The following is a 15,550-nucleotide window of genomic DNA, read 5'->3' on the forward strand; positions in this document are numbered from 1 at the left end:
CGGCCCGGCTGCATCTCGGCCGATTCATCCTTCGAGGCTCACCTTGCTGCGCAAGGCGAGCGCCTCAGGATAGACGGATCTGCTCCGATGTCTACTTCGCCACGATCTCCGGCACCTTGCCCGCCGGCGGCGTGTTGCGGCTGCGCTGGGTGCGTACGATGCCGTCGATGATGGTCATGCCGATGCCGGGGAGGTCGCCGAGCTGCACGCTCTCGAGGATGTTCTTGCCCGGCGAGTGCTGCGCCTTGTCCATCAGCACGAAGTCGGCGGAACGGCCCACTTCAATGAGGCCGCAGTCGAGCTCGCGCATCCGCGCGGTGTTGCCGGTGGCGAGACAGAAAGCGAGCTCGGCCGGCAGCTCGCCGAGCGAGGACAGCATCGACACCATGCGCAGAATGCCGAGCGGCTGCACGCCGGAGCCGGCCGGCGCGTCGGTGCCGAGGATGACGCGGTGCAAATCGCCCATCTCGCGCGCGGTGCGCAGCGTGAACAGGGCGGAGCGCTCATTGCCGTTGTGAACGAGCTCGAGCCCGCGCTTGCAGCCCTCGCAGATGCAGCGGATCTGGTCGTCGGGCAGTGCGGTGTGGCCGCCATTGATGTGACCGACGACGTCGGTGTCGGCTTCCAGCACCACGTCCTTGTCGATCAGGCCGGAGCCGGGGATCGAGGGCCCGCCGGTGTGGATCGTGCTCTGGATGCCGTATTTGCGCGCCCAGCCCACCATCTTCCGCGCGGTCGGGCCGTCCTTGACGCCGCCGAGGCCGACTTCGCCCAGCAGCCTGACGCCGGCGGCGGCCATCTCCTTGAAGTCTTCCTCGACCATCTCGCATTCGATCACGGGCGCACCGGCATGAACTTTCACGCCGCCGGGACGCAGCGTCCAGAAGGCTCGCTGGGCGAAGATCGCCATCGCCTTCAGCCCGACGACGTCGCGGGGGCGGCCGGGCATGTGCACTTCGCCGGCCGAGATCATGGTGGTGACGCCGCCGTGCAGGTAGCTGTCGATCCAGTTGATCTGGTTCTGCCGCGGCGTCCAGTCGCCCGCAACCGGGTGGACGTGGCTGTCGATCAGGCCGGGAGCCACCGTGGTGCCGTTGGCGTCCACGATCGTGGTCGCGCCCGCGGTGTCGACGTCCTTGAAGCGGCCGATCGCGGTGATTTTTCCGTTCTCGGCGACGATGGTGTCGGCATCCAGGATCGGCTTTTCCAGGGCGCCGGACAGCAGCAGGCCGATGTTGCGGATCACGAGCTTGGAAGGCCCGGTGGCCTGGGGTGCGTCATGCGCCATGGAGATGGTTCCTTATCCCTATCTGCAACGCTCTTGATCTGAACCCGCCTTGACCGATCGATCAAGCCGGATTATTCATTTGTATACGAACGATAGTACACGAATGATATTATTCCGACAATCACGGCGAGAGGCAAGGGCAGGGTGAGATGAGCAATTTCAACCAGGAAAGCGTCCTCAGCGTTCACCACTGGACCGACACGCTGTTCTCCTTCAAGACCACCCGAAGCCCGACGTTCCGCTTCCGCAACGGCGAATTCACCATGATCGGCCTCAAGGTCGGCGAGAAGCCGCTCCTGCGGGCCTACAGCGTCGCCAGCGCCAATTACGAGGACACGCTCGAATTCTTCTCGATCAAGGTGCTGGACGGCCCGCTGACCTCGCGCCTCCAGCATTTGAAAGAGGGTGACGAGATCATCGTCAGCCGCAAGGCGACCGGCACGCTCGTGATCGACAACCTCGAAGCGGGCCGCAACCTCTATCTGATCGGCACCGGCACGGGCCTCGCGCCGTTCCTCAGCGTGATCAAGGACCCCGAGACCTACGAGCGCTTCGAGAAGGTGGTGCTGCTGCACGGCTGCCGGCACGTGAAAGAACTCGCCTATGGCGAGATGATCACCGAGACCCTGCCGAAGGACGAGCTGCTCGGCGAGTACATCCAGAACCAGCTGATCTACTATCCGACCGTGACCCGCGACCCCTTCCGTAACCGCGGCCGCATCACCGACCTCATCACCTCGGGCAAGCTCTTTTCCGACATCGGCCTGCCGCCGATCGAGGCCGCCAATGACCGCGTCATGATCTGCGGCAGCCCGGCACTGGTGGCCGACACCCGCGTGCTCCTGGGCGAGCGCGGTTTTGTCGAGGGCAACCACGGCGAACCGGCCCAGTTCGTGGTCGAAAAGGCCTTTGCCGAGCGGTAGAGCGCTTTCCAGCGAAGTGGATATCGGCTCCAGGGCAGAATTTGCCGGGCAACAAAGCCGCATTTTCGCCGCCGCGGCACCGTTGCCCCGCCGATTCGGCAGACGCTACTATGGGAAAGCCGAATCAGCGGAGTTCCACATGGTTGCGGACAGCGACAGCAATATCGCCTGGCACCGGGTCCAGTTGAAGAAGAACCGCGCCGAGTTGAAGGCGCTGGAAACCGCGCGCTTCACGATCGGCGAGATCGCCTCCTCGAAGCGGGACGGCGCGACCCAGAAGGCGATCGCGGAGCTGAAGCGCAAAATTGTGCAGTCGGAGCGTTCGATCGCCGACTACGAGAAGCGCACGCGCCGGCCGCTCGCGACCGACCTGCAAAGCCTCAGTAATGGTAGCTGGAGCAATTGGGACTCCTACACCAGCCAGCGCAAATCCGGCCCGCGCTCACCGGGGCGCGGCTGATCTGTTCTCCCTCGCCCCGCTTGCGGGGAGAGGGTTGGGGTGAGGGGGAGTCTCCCCCGGGGCGGTGAGAGTCGGACACGCGGAGAGTCCCCCTCACCCGAATTCGATCTGCGATCGAACATAGCCGAAGCTCCGCTTCGGCGTTCTTAGGAACGGCCGCCAAAGGCGGCCTATGCTCTCCCCGCAAGCGGGGCGAGGTAGAGAGTTCCTCCCCTTGCACCTGCGATGGCGCCCACCATCTGGATGAGGCGCCAACAACAGGGCCGGTGATCCATGACGCCGCGCATCGATTTCACCAGCGACGCCTTTTTCCGCGATCCCGCGAAGGGTATCGCGACGCTCCGCGCCTCTGGCCCGGTCGTCGCAACTCGGTTTCCACTGGTCGGCGACGTCTGGGTCACCACGACCTATGAGACGACTGCGCAGGTGCTGAAGGACAGCACCATCTTCACGCTGCGCAAGGAGGGCGGTGAGATCGCTGGCGTCCGTTGGTGGATGCCAAAGCTCCTCACCACCCTCGCCAACAACATGCTGACCATGGACGAGCCTGATCACACGAGGCTGCGCAGCATCGTGGACGAGGCGTTTCGCCGCCGCGCCATCGTGGCGATGGAGCCGCGCATCCGCGCCATCGCCGATGAACTGGCAGCAGGCCTGTTCGCCGACGGCAGCCCTGCCGATCTCGTGCAGCGCTATGCACGCATTTTGCCGTTGTCCGTGATTTGCGAGCTGCTGGGCCTGCCGCAGGCCGACCGTCCCCGGTTCATCGCCTGGGCCAATTCGATGGCGGGGCTGACCAATGTGTTCGGCTTTGTCCGCATGCTGTTCGCCCTCGGCAAGATGCGACGCTATCTCGAAGGGCAGCTCCAGGTCGCCCGCACCCAGGGCGGCGAAGGTCTGATCGCCGAACTGGTCCAGGTCGAACGGGAAGGCGGCCGCATCACGCCACGCGAAATGGTGTCGATGGTGTTTTTGCTGCTGGCCGCAGGCTCCGAGACCACGACGCATCTGATCAGCGGCTCGGTCTACGAGCTGCTGAGGAATCCAAAACTCCGCGATTGGCTGGAGGAGGACTGGAGCCGTATCGGCCTCGCTGTCGAGGAGTTTTTGCGCTTCGTCTCACCGGTGCAATTCTCGAAACCGCGTTACGTGCGGCGGGATGTCGAACTCGCCGGCGCGCGCCTGAAGAAGGGCGACCGCGTCATGGTCATGCTCGCCGCGGCGAACATGGACCCTGACGTCCACGAACATCCTGATGTACCCGATCTCGCGCGAAAACCCAACCGGCACATGTCGTTCGGGACAGGCATCCATTTCTGTCTCGGCCATCAGCTCGCGCGGATCGAAGGTGCCTGTGCGCTACAGGCGCTGTTCGCGCGCTGGCCCGGGCTTGCGCTTGCCGTCGATCCTTCTGAAATTCATTGGCGGAAGCGGCCGGGCATCCGCGCCATTGCGAAGCTGCTGGTCGCTATGGGCGCGCGTCAGCGTGTCGAGGAGTCAGGCAACTTCTTGGACGAGACGAGATCGCGTTCCCAGCCGAACACGGAACGACCGTCGAGCTCGGGTGAGGCCACGCGCTCGCCGGCGATGTAAGCCTCCACGGACGGTCCCGTTGCCGTGCGCTCCAGCCGCCGCGCCTGGTCGTCCAGCCGCTTGATCGCCTGCATCTCTTCCTCGCGCCCGAGCTTGGCTTGCTGGATCGCGTCCTTCAGCACGCGGATGGTCTCGTCATAGACCTTGATCGGGACGGGATAGGGATGGCGGTCCTTGCCGCCATGGGCGAGCGAGAAGCGCGCGGGATCGCGGAAGCGATAGGGCGCGCCATGCACGACCTCGGCGACCAAGGCGAGCGAACGCACGGTGCGCGCGCCGACGCCCGGCGTGAGCAGCAATTCAGGGAAATCGACCGGGCCGCGCTCGGCCGCGGCCGCGAGGGTGCCGTGCAGGCGGCGTGCGAACACGTCTTTCGGCCGAACGTCATGATGCGCGGGCATGATCAGATGCGGCAGCATGCCCTGCGCCGGCTCGGTGCCGCTGAGCCGCTCGAATTCGGAGACGATGCGGTCCGGGCCGAGCTCGGTGAGCAGCTCGAGCTGCGCGGTGCGCGAGACGTCGGCGCGGTGGTCGGTGAGGTTGACGATCTGGCCCTGCTCGGGGCCGTCGATCGCACTGTGCGGTGCGTCGACAAAACTCCTGAGCGCCTCGGAATGCCAGTGATAACGGCGCGCCTGGCGCTTGTCGCCGTTCATGCCCTGCTGCACGACCGTCCACTTGCCATCAGCGGTGACGAAGAAGCCGTGCAGATAGAGATCAAACCCGTCCTGCACCGCGGCGCTGTCGACCTTCGCCACCAGACGGCTCGCTCGCGTCAGGCCCGCGCCGTCAAAGCCGACGCGGTCGCCGAGCGACATCAGCTCGTCCGGCGTCTTGCGCGAATGCTGGCCGCGGCCGCCGCAGACATAGATGCCGAGCTCATCCTGCACGGGGCCAAGCCCGCGCTTCAACGCGCCGATCACCGAGGTCGTGATGCCGGAGGAATGCCAGTCCATCCCCATCACGGCGCCGAAGGATTGAAACCAGAACGGATGAGACAGCCGTTGCAGGAAGGCGTCGCGGCCATAGTGAAGCACGATGGCCTGCGTGATGATGGTGCCGAGGGAGGCCATACGACTTGCCAGCCACGGCGGGACACGTCCGCCGTGGAGAGGGAGATCAGCGCTGCCGGTGCGTCGAGTCATGGGTGCCGATCATAGCGCGGTCCAGGTGAACTGTCCGCCAGCTTAGTCTCGTGGCTTCTCAACTGCGCCTTTCCTGGCAGGGATTGCTGTCAATTTACGCAAGACCACGCGCGCTTTCTTTCCTGGATTTCGAAACTTGCGATGGCGGGCCGGGGACCATCTCGCGTCGAGTGGCTTAACATCCTCCGCGAATTCAACTTTTTTAATTGGCTGTTTCCGAGGTGCGCAAATCTGACGCTCTGTTCCCGAACTGGCCCGAAAATCGCACCGAATGCATCGGTCGTGAAGCTCGTCAGGATCGACCAGCGATCTCGAAAGCCCGGCAGAGCAGCACATTGAACGGGCCTCGGATCGCTTTGGAATCTCAAAGCTTGGAGGGTGCCATGAATGTGCACGCCGCGGTTGACCTCAAATGGCCTGGCCTTGCTCGCCCGAACGGCGACCCCATCCGCCTCAATAGCAAGAGCTTCGTGGCGATCGATCGCCACCACGATGCTTCACACGAGGCGACCTATCGCCCGCAAGCTCTGTACAATCGCGCGAACGAGGGCTTTCACGCCAACAACGAAGCCTTTCTCCTCCACGAGGTCTCGACAAATCTGCCGATCTACCGCCCCGATACAGGCCCCACCGATTTCCATCTTCACCTTCCTCCGGGCGGATATCAGCTCGTGCTGGTCACCTCGGGCATGTTCACCTTCGATTATGACGGCCGCTATTACTCCGTCGGTCCCGGTGCGGTGATGCTGCAGAGCGCGATCGTGCATCGCCAGCTCTTTTACACCTGGTCGGGGTTGTCCACTGAGGAGAACTTGAACACGCCGCAGACCTTGGTCCCGGATCCGATTTCCATGGGCTACTCCGGCAAATTTCTTGAAGCCTTCATCACCGATCCCACGACCTTCCCGAACCCGACGGTGGTGGCGCATGGTCACATCAACGAAGCGGAAACGCCGCGTGTGGCCTGGAGCCACCAGTTGCATGATCGTCCGTCCGACGCCGGCTTCTGGTTTCAGGATCCGCTGGAGTTGGAGGCGCTCTACAAGCCGCTGGCGGCCGGGGCGCCCATCAAATCCGCTGGACCCATTTATGTGCGCGATATGGGAATCGAAATTCCGAGCGGTCGATTGACGACGGGCCACATCATCGCGACCGACCCGCGTGGCCAGTCGCTGTTGCCGAAGATCACCTCTGCAGCAGCCGACACAGCCTTTCTCGATAAAGGCGAGGTTGTCATCTTTCGCGTCATTCGCGGCACGGCGGAATTCAGGAATGGCGCGGGCGAGGGTTTTGAGCTTGCGACCGGCGACACGGTCACGGCTGGCAGAGGCGCGATTCAGCTCGTCGGGGTCGGCGAACACACCCAGATCCTCAGGCTGGGTTTGCTGAAAGGCATGGACAATCTTCGCAGCTGGACGCCGGTGCAGCGAGACGAGATTGACGGCTTGGCCGGTCAAATCATCACGCGCAAGGACGTTCGCCCGCTGCGTACCGAAGGCAAGCCGGTCGGATATTTGTACGAGTAAGCCGCGAAAGCGGCTGTTTGGAGCACAATGAGTTTTGGTTGGATCAGTGCGAGCCAAGAACTCAGAGCAACACCTCTCCCGTAGGGAGAGGTCGGATCGCATCGAAAGATGCGATCCGGGTGAGGGGTTTCAGTCTCACCAGGCGCCGCGCGCCCCTCACCCGGATCAGCCAACCGAACCTGATTTCATCAAGCTCTAGGTCGCCGCCTTCAACGACGAGACGCCTCGTGGCTGGCGTTTGGCCTTGCGCAGTCGGCGCCGCGCCCAGATCACCACGCCCGTGCAGAGCAGCGTCAGCAGGGCGATCGACGTGACCGCGTTGATCGAGGAGGCGATCATCGCCGACCAGTTGCCCTCGTGGATCAGGCGCGGCCAGTTGCGTGGCAGGGCTGTGACGCCCGTTGCGCTGACGCCGTAGGCGCGCAGCTCGCCGTCCTCGTAGATGCGTGCCATCATCCTCCCGCCGCGGGCGCCGATCGAGATCGCGTGCGACAGATCGTGCTCGGCCGCGACCATGCGAACGGCCTCGGCCAGCGCGATCCGGCCGCCGCCGGGCGGCGGCGACGCGGCCTGAAAAGTCAGGCCGAACGCCAGGCACAAGCCTGTCAGTGGACTGAGCAGGATCAAGGGCAGCGCGAACCATGCCGTTGCCTTGTGCCAGCCGGAAAGCGTGTTGCGCAGCCGCGGCAGGCCCATCAGCGTCCCGATCAACATCACGACGACCATCGCGATGGTCGAGGTCGTGACCAGCCAGGCCTGACCGAGCAGCCGCTCATGGGTGAAGCGGGACCACAGGAAGAGGCCGGACAGGGTCGATCCCTCCGGGAGCGCTTCGCCGGTTGCGAGATCGATTGCGGGCGCATTGATGCCCTGCAATGTCAGGCGCTGCGTGCCCGCGTTGATGGCGATGCCGCGAGCCTTGTTGTCCGGGTCGTGGCGCTTGATCGCCGCGATGACGCGCGTCGCATCGATCGCCGGACCATTCGTGCCGGAGACCTGCACCATTGGCTCGAACGACAGGATCAGGCCGGTCGCGATGATCGCGAGCAAGGGCAGGGCGAACAGCAAGCTGATCCAGCGGTGAAGTCTGAGCAGAAGCGGCTTGATCATGTGAGTCTCCGGGCGAGCGCTCCGTCTTGTGTGCGGATGCGATGCGCGAAACACAAATGACGCTTTCTCCATGTTCTCGCTTTGACGCTGAACAACAGGAACAATGTTTCCTCAATCGCTCGCCGGCTCCAGCGTCGCGACGAGTTTGCGAAGCAGTCGCGTCAGGCGCTCGACTTCAGCGTCGGACAGGTCGCCGAGGATCATCTTGCGATCTCCCCGCAAAGCCCGCCGGTCCTCACGGCATCGTTAGCGGCAGATGGTTCACTGGAGAGGTAGACAAGCGGTCTATTCCGGCGCGCAACGGCCATCTGGCCGGGCGCACACTTCGCCCAATGACCTCGAGAGGATGACGATATGAAGCATTCAACGGCGCTGGTCGAAAGCGAACGTGCCAGCATCTACCTGCAGCAGCTCTGCAAGCATTTTGCGCACAAGATGGCGGTGGAGTTCACCCCGGAGCGGGGCGTGATCCCGTTTTCGGTCGGCACGTGCCGGCTGGAAGCCGCCGGGAACGTCCTGACCATGCGGGCGGAGGCCGAGGATGCCGAGCGACTGGCGCAGCTTCAGGACATCATCGCACGCCATCTCGTTCGCTTCGCCTTCCGCGCGCCGCCCGAGATCGTCTGGCAGGCGACGGAGGAAGCGACACGCTGAATTTGAGGGCTGGGCGATGATAGCATTATGCACCCGATTTGCCCGACGCGTCAAGCAATTTCGTAAAAGGCGAAGGACCTCGCGCCCGCCGTCAGCGGCTACTTTGCATGGGGTTGTTTTCGACGTTTTTGGTGGAGGCGCCGGAAACCCCGGTCGGACTTTGATTTCCCTGACGCTCTAGTCGCGCTTCGCCTTGACGGCGCCTCGCAGGCCCGCCTGCTGCTGGATCGCGTCCAGCGTGCCGCCGGTCTGCACCTCCTGCACGAAGTGGTTCACGAAGGGCAGGGCGTTCTCGCGTCCCTTGGGGATCGCGACCGCCATGTGCTCCAGGCCCCAATTGCCGTCCAGGATGCGCGCGCCCGGCATCTGGTCGGACATCTCGAACAGCGTCGGCTTGTTGGTGGCGTAGAGATCGATCTCGCCGCGCGAGAACATCTCGATCACCGCCTTGACGCTCTCCGCAGGGACGATCGTCGCGCTCTTGAACTTTTGCGGCAGCGTGCGCTCGGAGGTCGAACCCTTGGTGACGCCGATCCGCACGTCCGCCCTGTCGATCTCGTCGACGTTGCTGATCGCCGAATTCGCCGGAACGAGAAAGCCGAGCTCGATCGACAGCACGGGCTGGCTGAAGCTGACATCGTTGGCGCGGGCGGGGGTGGCGTTGGTGACGGTGAAGTCGACCTCGCCGTTCTTGATCGCGGTGACGATGTCGGCGACGCGCTGAAACCGGACATAGTCCACGGCCACGCCGAGCTGTTTTGCAAGCTCGCCGCCGAGATCGTAGCTCAGGCCGTGCGGCTTGCCGGCTGCATCCGTCACCATCGATGTCGGGCTGCCCGGATAGATGCCGACGCGCAAGGAGCCGCCGGGCGCAAGCACCTGCTTCTCGCCATCGGCGAACGCGGGCGTGACGAGCAAAGCGAGCGCGACGACGAGGCGCGCGATTCTGGCGGTGATCATCGCCATGCCTCCGCTATTGCGCGCGGATGTTGGCGGCCTTCAGCACCGGCTCCCATTTGGTCGCTTCCGCGCGCATATAGGCGTCAAAGTCCTTTGACGATGACCCCAGCGGTGTCGCGCCGATCTTGTCGAGCGTCGAGATCACGGTCGGATCGGTCAGCGCTGTCTTCAAATCGGCCTCGAGCTTGGCCACGATTTCCGGCGGCATTTTTGCGGGTCCAAGAAAACCCCACCAGACCGAGACGTCGTAGCCGGGCACGCCGGACTCGGCGACTGTCGGCACATTCGGCAGCGCCTTGGCGCGCTGCGCCGAGGTCACCGCGAGCGCCCGCACCGGGCCGCCTTCGAGCTGGCCGATCGCCTCCGCAAGCGGATTGATGCTCAGCGGAATCTCGCCTGCGATCACGGCGGTCAGCGCCGGCGCGCCGCCCTTGTAGGGAATCGACACGATCTTCACGCCGGCCATGTGTTTCAAGAGCTCGCCGGCCAGATGCGCCGAGGTGCCGTTGCCGGACATGCCATAGGAGAGCTTGTCCGGATCCTTCTTCGCCGCGGCCAGGAGGTCCTGCAGCGTCTTGTATGGGCTGTCCTTCTGCACCACGATCGCAAGCGGCGATGAGGCAACCTCGGTGATCGCGGTGAAATCCTTGAAAGTGTCGTAAGGCACGCTCGGATAGATGAACTGGTTGAGCGGATGGCCGCTCGCGACCAGGATCAGCGTGTAGCCGTCGGGCGCGGCCTGCGTCAGCGCCTGCGAGGCGATGATGCCGCCGGCGCCGGGGCGGTTGTCCACGACGGGCTGCTGGCCCCAGCTCTTGGCGAGTGCGGCAGCGAGCGTGCGGGCCAGCACGTCGACGGCACCGCCGGCCGCATAGGGAACGAGGATGTGGACCGGCTTGCTCGGGAAGCTCTCGGCCTGCGCTACGGCACTCGTCAGCAGCATGGCTGCCGCAATCGCGAGCCGACCGATTCCTGTCCTCAAATCCGGCATTTCCACGCTCCCTCAAGCGCCCGCGCGCCTTCGTTGTTGTTGACGAAACTTGTTCATTTGTACGATAGTACAAATCACATGGTCCGCAAGCCCACCAGCAAAGAACCGGCCCGCAAGCCTAATATGCGCGAGGCGATCCTCGCTGCGGCCGAGGAGCTATTTGCGACGAACGGTTTCAACGCTGTTTCCGTGCGTGACATCGCGCAGGCCGCCGGCGCCAATCCAGGCAGCGTGACCTATCATTTCAAGACCAAGGACGGTCTGCTGCTGGAGATCTATCGCCGGCACTGCGGGCCGATGAATCTTCGCCGCTCCGAGCTGCTCGAGGCCGCCAAGCGGGTGCGCGATCTGCAGGACCGGCTGGAGGCGATCGTGCGCGCCTATGTGGTGCCGGCCTTTACCTCGGGCAGCGATCTCGCCGGCGGCGGTGCGCGCTTCTCGCGGCTGCGCGCCGTGATGTCGGCGGAAGGCAACGAGGTCGCGCGTCGCATCATCGCGCAGACCTTTGACGACACCAGCCACGCCTTCATCGATGCGATCCACGACAGCCTGCCGCACATCCCGCGCACCGACATCGTCTGGCGCAGCCACTTCCTGCTCGGTGCGCTCTACTACTCGCTGGTGACGCCGGAGCGCGTGACGCGCCTGGCGCGCGGCGAGACCGACGGCGGCGATGCGGCAATCGCGATCGAGCAGTTGGTGCAGGCGACTGTCGCCTCGCTCCAGGCGCGGGCGGTCGACCAGGCCGAGCCGGTCCCGAAGCGCGTTGCAAGCATCAAGACCTAAAAAGAGCATTGAAGACGCAGCATGTCTGGTGATCCCAAACGATGGCAGATAGGTCTCGTCGGCTATGGCGAGGTCGGCCGCATTCTCGCTGAAGATTTGCGCCAGCAGGACATCAAGGTCGCTGCCTACGACATCAAGCTCGACGGCGAGCAGGCCGGCCCATTGCGCGACCATACCGCCAGGTTTGGCGTCGCGCTCGCTACCTCGCATGCCGATCTCACCGCGAAATCCGACTTCATCGTTTCGGCGGTGACCGCAAGCCAGGCCGTGCCGGTGGCAAAGGCCTGCGCGGCGGCGATCAACCAGGGCACCTGGTTTCTCGACTTCAACTCGGCATCTCCCGGTGCCAAGCAGCGCGCTGCTGCGCTGATCGACGACGCCGGCGGGCGCTATGTCGAGGGCGCGGTGATGACCTCGGTGCCGCCTTATCGCATCAAGGTGCCGCTGTTGCTCGGCGGCCCCGGCGCGCGCGAGCTTGCGCCGCTCCTCAACGTCATCGGCTTTGCATCGAAGGTCGCGAGCGACCAGCTCGGCGTGTCCTCGGCGGTGAAGATGTGCCGCAGCATCATGATCAAGGGCATGGAGGCCATGGTGATCGAAAGCTTCACCACGGCGCGCGCCTATGGCGTCGAGGATGCGGTGCTGGCCTCGCTCGCGGAGACGTTCCCCGGCATCGACTGGGAGAAGCAGGGCGCCTATTTCTTCCAGCGCGTGATCGAGCACGGCCGCCGCCGCAGCGAGGAGGTGCGCGAGGTCGCCGAGACCGTGCGCGAGGCGGGCCTCACGCCGTGGTCCGCGCAAGGCACCGCCGAGCGTCAGGCCTGGATGGCCGATCTCGCCGACGACGGCCTCTTCGGCACGAAGGGCACCAAGGAATTCGCCCGCAGCGCGAACTGGCGAACCGAGGCCGACCGGATTCTGGCGAAGATCAAGCACGAGGGATAGCGACGCGCTGGTCGCTCAAGCCGGTGGGAACAGCACCGGTCGTTGTCGTTCGAACACCTGACGGCCGTTCTTGAAGCCCATGAGAACGTCGGGCAGTTCGGTGATCGCCATCCGACTGTCAAAACTGTCGAGCACGATGAAATCGGCCGGGTTGCCGACGGCAATTCCATAGTCCCTCAGATTCATCAACCGCGCCGGCAGGTCGGTGACGAGATCGAGGCAAACGTCGAAATCGCCGACGGCGACGTGGGCGACGTTGGCGTAGAAGTTCGCCATGCGCAGCAGCGACGCATCGCCGAAGGGTGTGAAGGGATTGAGCACGTTGTTGGTGGCAACCGAGCACAAGACGCCGTCCGCGACGAGCTTGTGGGCGAGCGTCAGCCCGCGCGGCGCGTTGTGGGTGGCCTCGCGCCCCATCAGATAGAGATCGGTCGCCGGCAGCACCGTGACGGCGACGCCGGACTTCGCCAGCCGTTCGGTGGCGGCCTTCAGGCGTGCGGGCGGCAGCGCCGAGAGCTTTGTGGCATGGCCTATCGCCACGCGCCCCTGATAATTGCGCCGCTCGGTTTGCCGGCAGACCTCTTCCAGGTGCGACGAGGATGGGTCGAGATCGAAGTCGAGATGGAGATCGACGTCGACGTCGAATTCCTGCGCGAGGTTAAAGATGCGTTCGAGATGCGCATCGGGGTCGGTGTCCGTATAGGGGCAGCCGCCGATCACCTCGCCGCCGTCGCGCAGCGCCTGCACCAGCAGCTCCTCGCTGCCGGGATCGTTCGTCAGGCCTTCTTGCGGGAACACGCAGAGCGAGAGATCGAGTGCCCAGGCATAGTCGCGCTTCAGCGCCTGCACGGCCTCGAAGCCGCGCAGGCCGATGCGCGGATCGGTCTCGACATGGGTGCGCATGCGCGTCGTGCCGTGGACGATCGCGCGCTCGATCACCTTGGCGCCGCGTTCATAGACGTCCTCGACGGTGAAGTCTCGTTTCATGGCCGAAACGGCGCGGATTGCATCGCCGAGGCTGGCGTGACCATGGCCGCAGCGACCGAGCAGGCAGGCCTTGTCGAGATGGATGTGGGTGTCGACGAAGCCGGGCAGCACGAGCCGCCCGCCGGCATCGACCGCGACGGCCTCGCAGGCGAGCTTGGGTTCGATCGCGGCGATCTTTCCTTGCAATACTCCGATATCAACGGAACCGCTTGAAGAGCGCAGCCGCGCGTTGCGGACGATCAGATCGAAGGCTGCTAGCACATTCATGGCTATGGGACTCATCGCGCGAGCCGACAGGAGATCGGCGCTTCGGAGGGATTCAGATTGTCGGCAGGATAGCGAGGGACATGTTCAAAATATATGCGTGCGTTCCGGGGAACGCGCGGTAGTATTCCGCAACTCTGGGAGAACAGCCATGTCCGTTGCCGCAAAAGCCGAAAGTCGCCCCTTGTCGGATGCCGAGATCGTGGAAGCCTATCTTACAGCCTCAATGATCCCTGACCCCGACGCCGCTGCGGTCTACATGGCGCCGGGCACCATGATCACGTTTACCGGCGGGCGCGAGTTCGACCATCCCCGCGGGCCGACGGGCTTCAATGCCAAGCGCTACCGCTGGGTCAAGAAGAAGATGGATCGCTTCGACGTTTGTCCGGGCAAGGACGAGACCGTCGTCTACAGCATCGGGACGCTTTACGGCGAATGGCACGATGGCACGCCGTTCGAAGGCAACCGCTACGTCGATCGCTTCGTGGTGCGCGACGGCAAGATCGTGAAGATGGACGTCTGGAATGACAGCGCCGAGCGCATTCTGGTCCAGCGGGGCATCGATGCGTAACTGAAGGCTTAGCCCTGCCGGCGCAGAAATCCGGTGATCGTGACTTTCTCCCAAATGCCGGCCGCGGCAAAGGGATCGGCGCGATTGAAGGCTTCGACCTCGGCACGGCTGGGAGCATCGATCAGGAACAGGCTGCCGATCATTCTCTCGCCGTCGTCGGAGACCAGCGGGCCCGACATCACGATCTTGACGCCGAAGCGCGAGGTGTCGCTCAGGAACGCCTTGTGTGCGTCGTAATTGGCTAGGCGGGTCGGCAAGGCGCCCGATTTGTCGAGGGCGTGGATGGCAAACAGCATGGTGTCTCCGTGTAACGGCTTGGGACGGCCGCGCACGGCCGTCCCGTTTGTCGAGCTTTCCTACTTGCCGCCGAGCTTGCTGGCTTCATCCCAGGTCGGGCAGCTCCGCTGCTCCAGCGGCACGTCGAACGGCTTGTAATTGTCCTTGGTAATGACGGTCGGCTTCAGCACGATCTCTGATATCACGGGCTCGTTGCGCAGCGAGCGGATCGCCATCATCGTGCCGAGGCAGCCCTGCGCAAAACCGTTGTAGTCCCCGCTCGCGAGCAGCTTGCCGGACTTGATGGCGTCGATCGCCTCCTTGGTGCCGTTGATGCCGATCACCTGGGCCTTGCGGTTGGCGCCGTCGAGCGCCTCGATTGCGCCGACCGCCATGGCGTCGTTGGCCGCGAGCACGCCGTCGATCTGCGAGTTCGACTGCATGAGGTTCTCCATCACCTGGAGCGCCTGGAGGCGCTGATAGTTGCCGGGCTGCGAGGCCAGCAGCTTTGCACCGGGGTTTTCCTTCAGTGCATCGTTGAAGCCGCGAACGCGGTCGACATTGGTGAGGGAGCCCTTGACGCCTTCGATGATGACGATGTTGCCCTTGCCGCCGAGCGTCTTGAGCAGGAAGCGGCCGGTCTCGAGCCCGAGGCTGTAGTCGTCGGCGCCGATGAACGAGAGAAACTTGCCGCCGGCGGAGCGGTCGGTGATGTTGATGACGGGGATCTTTGCCTCGTTGATCTTCTCGACCCCCGGCACCATCGCCTTGTAGTCGACCGGCGTGAAGACGATGGCGCTCGGCTTCTTCACCACGACGTCCTCGATCTGGCTGAGCTGTTCAGGGATCGAGTCGGGCTTGGTCGGGATATACTGCAGCGTCTTCGCGTTCAGTGCCTTCGCCATGTTGTCGGCGCCGACCCGTACGGTCTGGAAGAAGGGGTTGGTCTGGTTCTTGCTGAAGATGGCGACGGTTTCGCCATCGGCGCGCGTCTGCGTCATGAGCGCGGCCGTCATCAGCAGCGGCAATGCAAGGTAGCCCAGTCTCTGTCTCATGTGGTCTCCATCCCCA

General features: G+C 64.2%; 16 protein-coding genes. 8 read left to right on the forward strand and 8 right to left on the reverse strand.

The genetic code is table 11. From position 1 onward, the window contains the following. Positions 1-91 precede the first annotated feature (91 nt). Positions 92-1,288, reverse strand: a complete 1,197-nt coding sequence (locus tag JQ632_RS04505; protein ID WP_212401080.1) for an amidohydrolase family protein — start codon at positions 1,286-1,288, stop codon at positions 92-94. Between the two features lie 149 nt (positions 1,289-1,437). On the opposite strand from JQ632_RS04505, the gene JQ632_RS04510 reads away from it, so the two are divergent. The 3 genes from JQ632_RS04510 (at position 1,438) to JQ632_RS04520 (ending at position 4,264) form a co-directional block, all read left to right on the forward strand. After that, complete coding sequence (locus JQ632_RS04510) at positions 1,438-2,211, forward strand: ferredoxin--NADP reductase (protein ID WP_212401081.1); 774 nt, start codon at positions 1,438-1,440, stop codon at positions 2,209-2,211. Between the two features lie 139 nt (positions 2,212-2,350). Then, on the forward strand, positions 2,351-2,671 hold the full coding sequence (locus tag JQ632_RS04515; RefSeq protein ID WP_212401082.1) for a hypothetical protein: 321 nt from the start codon (positions 2,351-2,353) through the stop codon (positions 2,669-2,671). Positions 2,672-2,944: 273 nt separating this feature from the next. Then, entirely contained in the window at positions 2,945-4,264 is a 1,320-nt protein-coding gene (locus JQ632_RS04520; RefSeq protein ID WP_212401083.1) for a cytochrome P450, read from the forward strand. Here the strand turns inward: JQ632_RS04520 and JQ632_RS04525 are convergent. Then, complete coding sequence (locus tag JQ632_RS04525) at positions 4,153-5,409, reverse strand: DUF763 domain-containing protein (RefSeq protein WP_212401084.1); 1,257 nt, start codon at positions 5,407-5,409, stop codon at positions 4,153-4,155. The genes JQ632_RS04520 and JQ632_RS04525 overlap by 112 nt on opposite strands. Positions 5,410-5,792: 383 nt before the next feature. On the opposite strand from JQ632_RS04525, the gene JQ632_RS04530 reads away from it, so the two are divergent. Then, positions 5,793-6,935: a hypothetical protein gene (locus JQ632_RS04530; protein WP_212401085.1), complete on the forward strand. Its 1,143-nt coding sequence runs from the start codon at positions 5,793-5,795 to the stop codon at positions 6,933-6,935. A 195-nt stretch (positions 6,936-7,130) separates the two neighbouring features. Here JQ632_RS04530 and JQ632_RS04535 read toward each other — a convergent pair whose 3' ends face one another. Continuing rightward, the gene (locus JQ632_RS04535; RefSeq protein WP_212401086.1) at positions 7,131-8,045 is read right to left on the reverse strand and encodes a PepSY-associated TM helix domain-containing protein; all 915 of its coding nucleotides are present in this window, start codon (positions 8,043-8,045) and stop codon (positions 7,131-7,133) included. A gap of 354 nt (positions 8,046-8,399) precedes the next feature. On the opposite strand from JQ632_RS04535, the gene JQ632_RS04540 reads away from it, so the two are divergent. Then, the gene (locus tag JQ632_RS04540; protein WP_212401087.1) at positions 8,400-8,699 is read left to right on the forward strand and encodes a DUF2218 domain-containing protein; all 300 of its coding nucleotides are present in this window, start codon (positions 8,400-8,402) and stop codon (positions 8,697-8,699) included. A 177-nt stretch (positions 8,700-8,876) separates the two neighbouring features. Here the strand turns inward: JQ632_RS04540 and JQ632_RS04545 are convergent, their stop codons facing one another. Both JQ632_RS04545 and JQ632_RS04550 read right to left on the reverse strand, forming a co-directional pair. Next, the gene (locus JQ632_RS04545; protein ID WP_249151388.1) at positions 8,877-9,659 is read right to left on the reverse strand and encodes an ABC transporter substrate-binding protein; all 783 of its coding nucleotides are present in this window, start codon (positions 9,657-9,659) and stop codon (positions 8,877-8,879) included. A 13-nt stretch (positions 9,660-9,672) separates the two neighbouring features. Then, the gene (locus JQ632_RS04550; protein ID WP_212401089.1) at positions 9,673-10,650 is read right to left on the reverse strand and encodes a tripartite tricarboxylate transporter substrate binding protein; all 978 of its coding nucleotides are present in this window, start codon (positions 10,648-10,650) and stop codon (positions 9,673-9,675) included. Between the two features lie 78 nt (positions 10,651-10,728). Between JQ632_RS04550 and JQ632_RS04555 the strand changes: the two genes are divergently transcribed. Beyond that, positions 10,729-11,436, forward strand: coding sequence for a TetR/AcrR family transcriptional regulator (locus JQ632_RS04555; RefSeq protein WP_212401090.1), 708 nt, complete (start codon positions 10,729-10,731; stop codon positions 11,434-11,436). 21 nt (positions 11,437-11,457) lie between these two features. Beyond that, on the forward strand, positions 11,458-12,381 hold the full coding sequence (locus tag JQ632_RS04560) for an NAD(P)-dependent oxidoreductase (RefSeq protein ID WP_212401091.1): 924 nt from the start codon (positions 11,458-11,460) through the stop codon (positions 12,379-12,381). A 15-nt stretch (positions 12,382-12,396) separates the two neighbouring features. On the opposite strand, the gene JQ632_RS04565 is transcribed toward JQ632_RS04560, so the two are convergent. After that, complete coding sequence (locus JQ632_RS04565) at positions 12,397-13,635, reverse strand: amidohydrolase family protein (RefSeq protein ID WP_212401092.1); 1,239 nt, start codon at positions 13,633-13,635, stop codon at positions 12,397-12,399. Positions 13,636-13,783: 148 nt separating this feature from the next. Here JQ632_RS04565 and JQ632_RS04570 point away from each other — a divergent pair, with 148 nt between their 5' ends. Next, positions 13,784-14,203: a nuclear transport factor 2 family protein gene (locus JQ632_RS04570; RefSeq protein WP_212401093.1), complete on the forward strand. Its 420-nt coding sequence runs from the start codon at positions 13,784-13,786 to the stop codon at positions 14,201-14,203. An 8-nt stretch (positions 14,204-14,211) separates the two neighbouring features. Here JQ632_RS04570 and JQ632_RS04575 read toward each other — a convergent pair whose 3' ends face one another. After that, entirely contained in the window at positions 14,212-14,499 is a 288-nt protein-coding gene (locus tag JQ632_RS04575; protein ID WP_212401094.1) for a YciI family protein, read from the reverse strand. Positions 14,500-14,559: 60 nt separating this feature from the next. After that, on the reverse strand, positions 14,560-15,534 hold the full coding sequence (locus JQ632_RS04580; RefSeq protein ID WP_212401095.1) for a sugar ABC transporter substrate-binding protein: 975 nt from the start codon (positions 15,532-15,534) through the stop codon (positions 14,560-14,562). Positions 15,535-15,550: the final 16 nt, after the last annotated feature.

The sequence above is a fragment of the Bradyrhizobium liaoningense genome, assembly GCF_018130955.1.
Classification (GTDB): domain Bacteria; phylum Pseudomonadota; class Alphaproteobacteria; order Rhizobiales; family Xanthobacteraceae; genus Bradyrhizobium; species Bradyrhizobium liaoningense_C.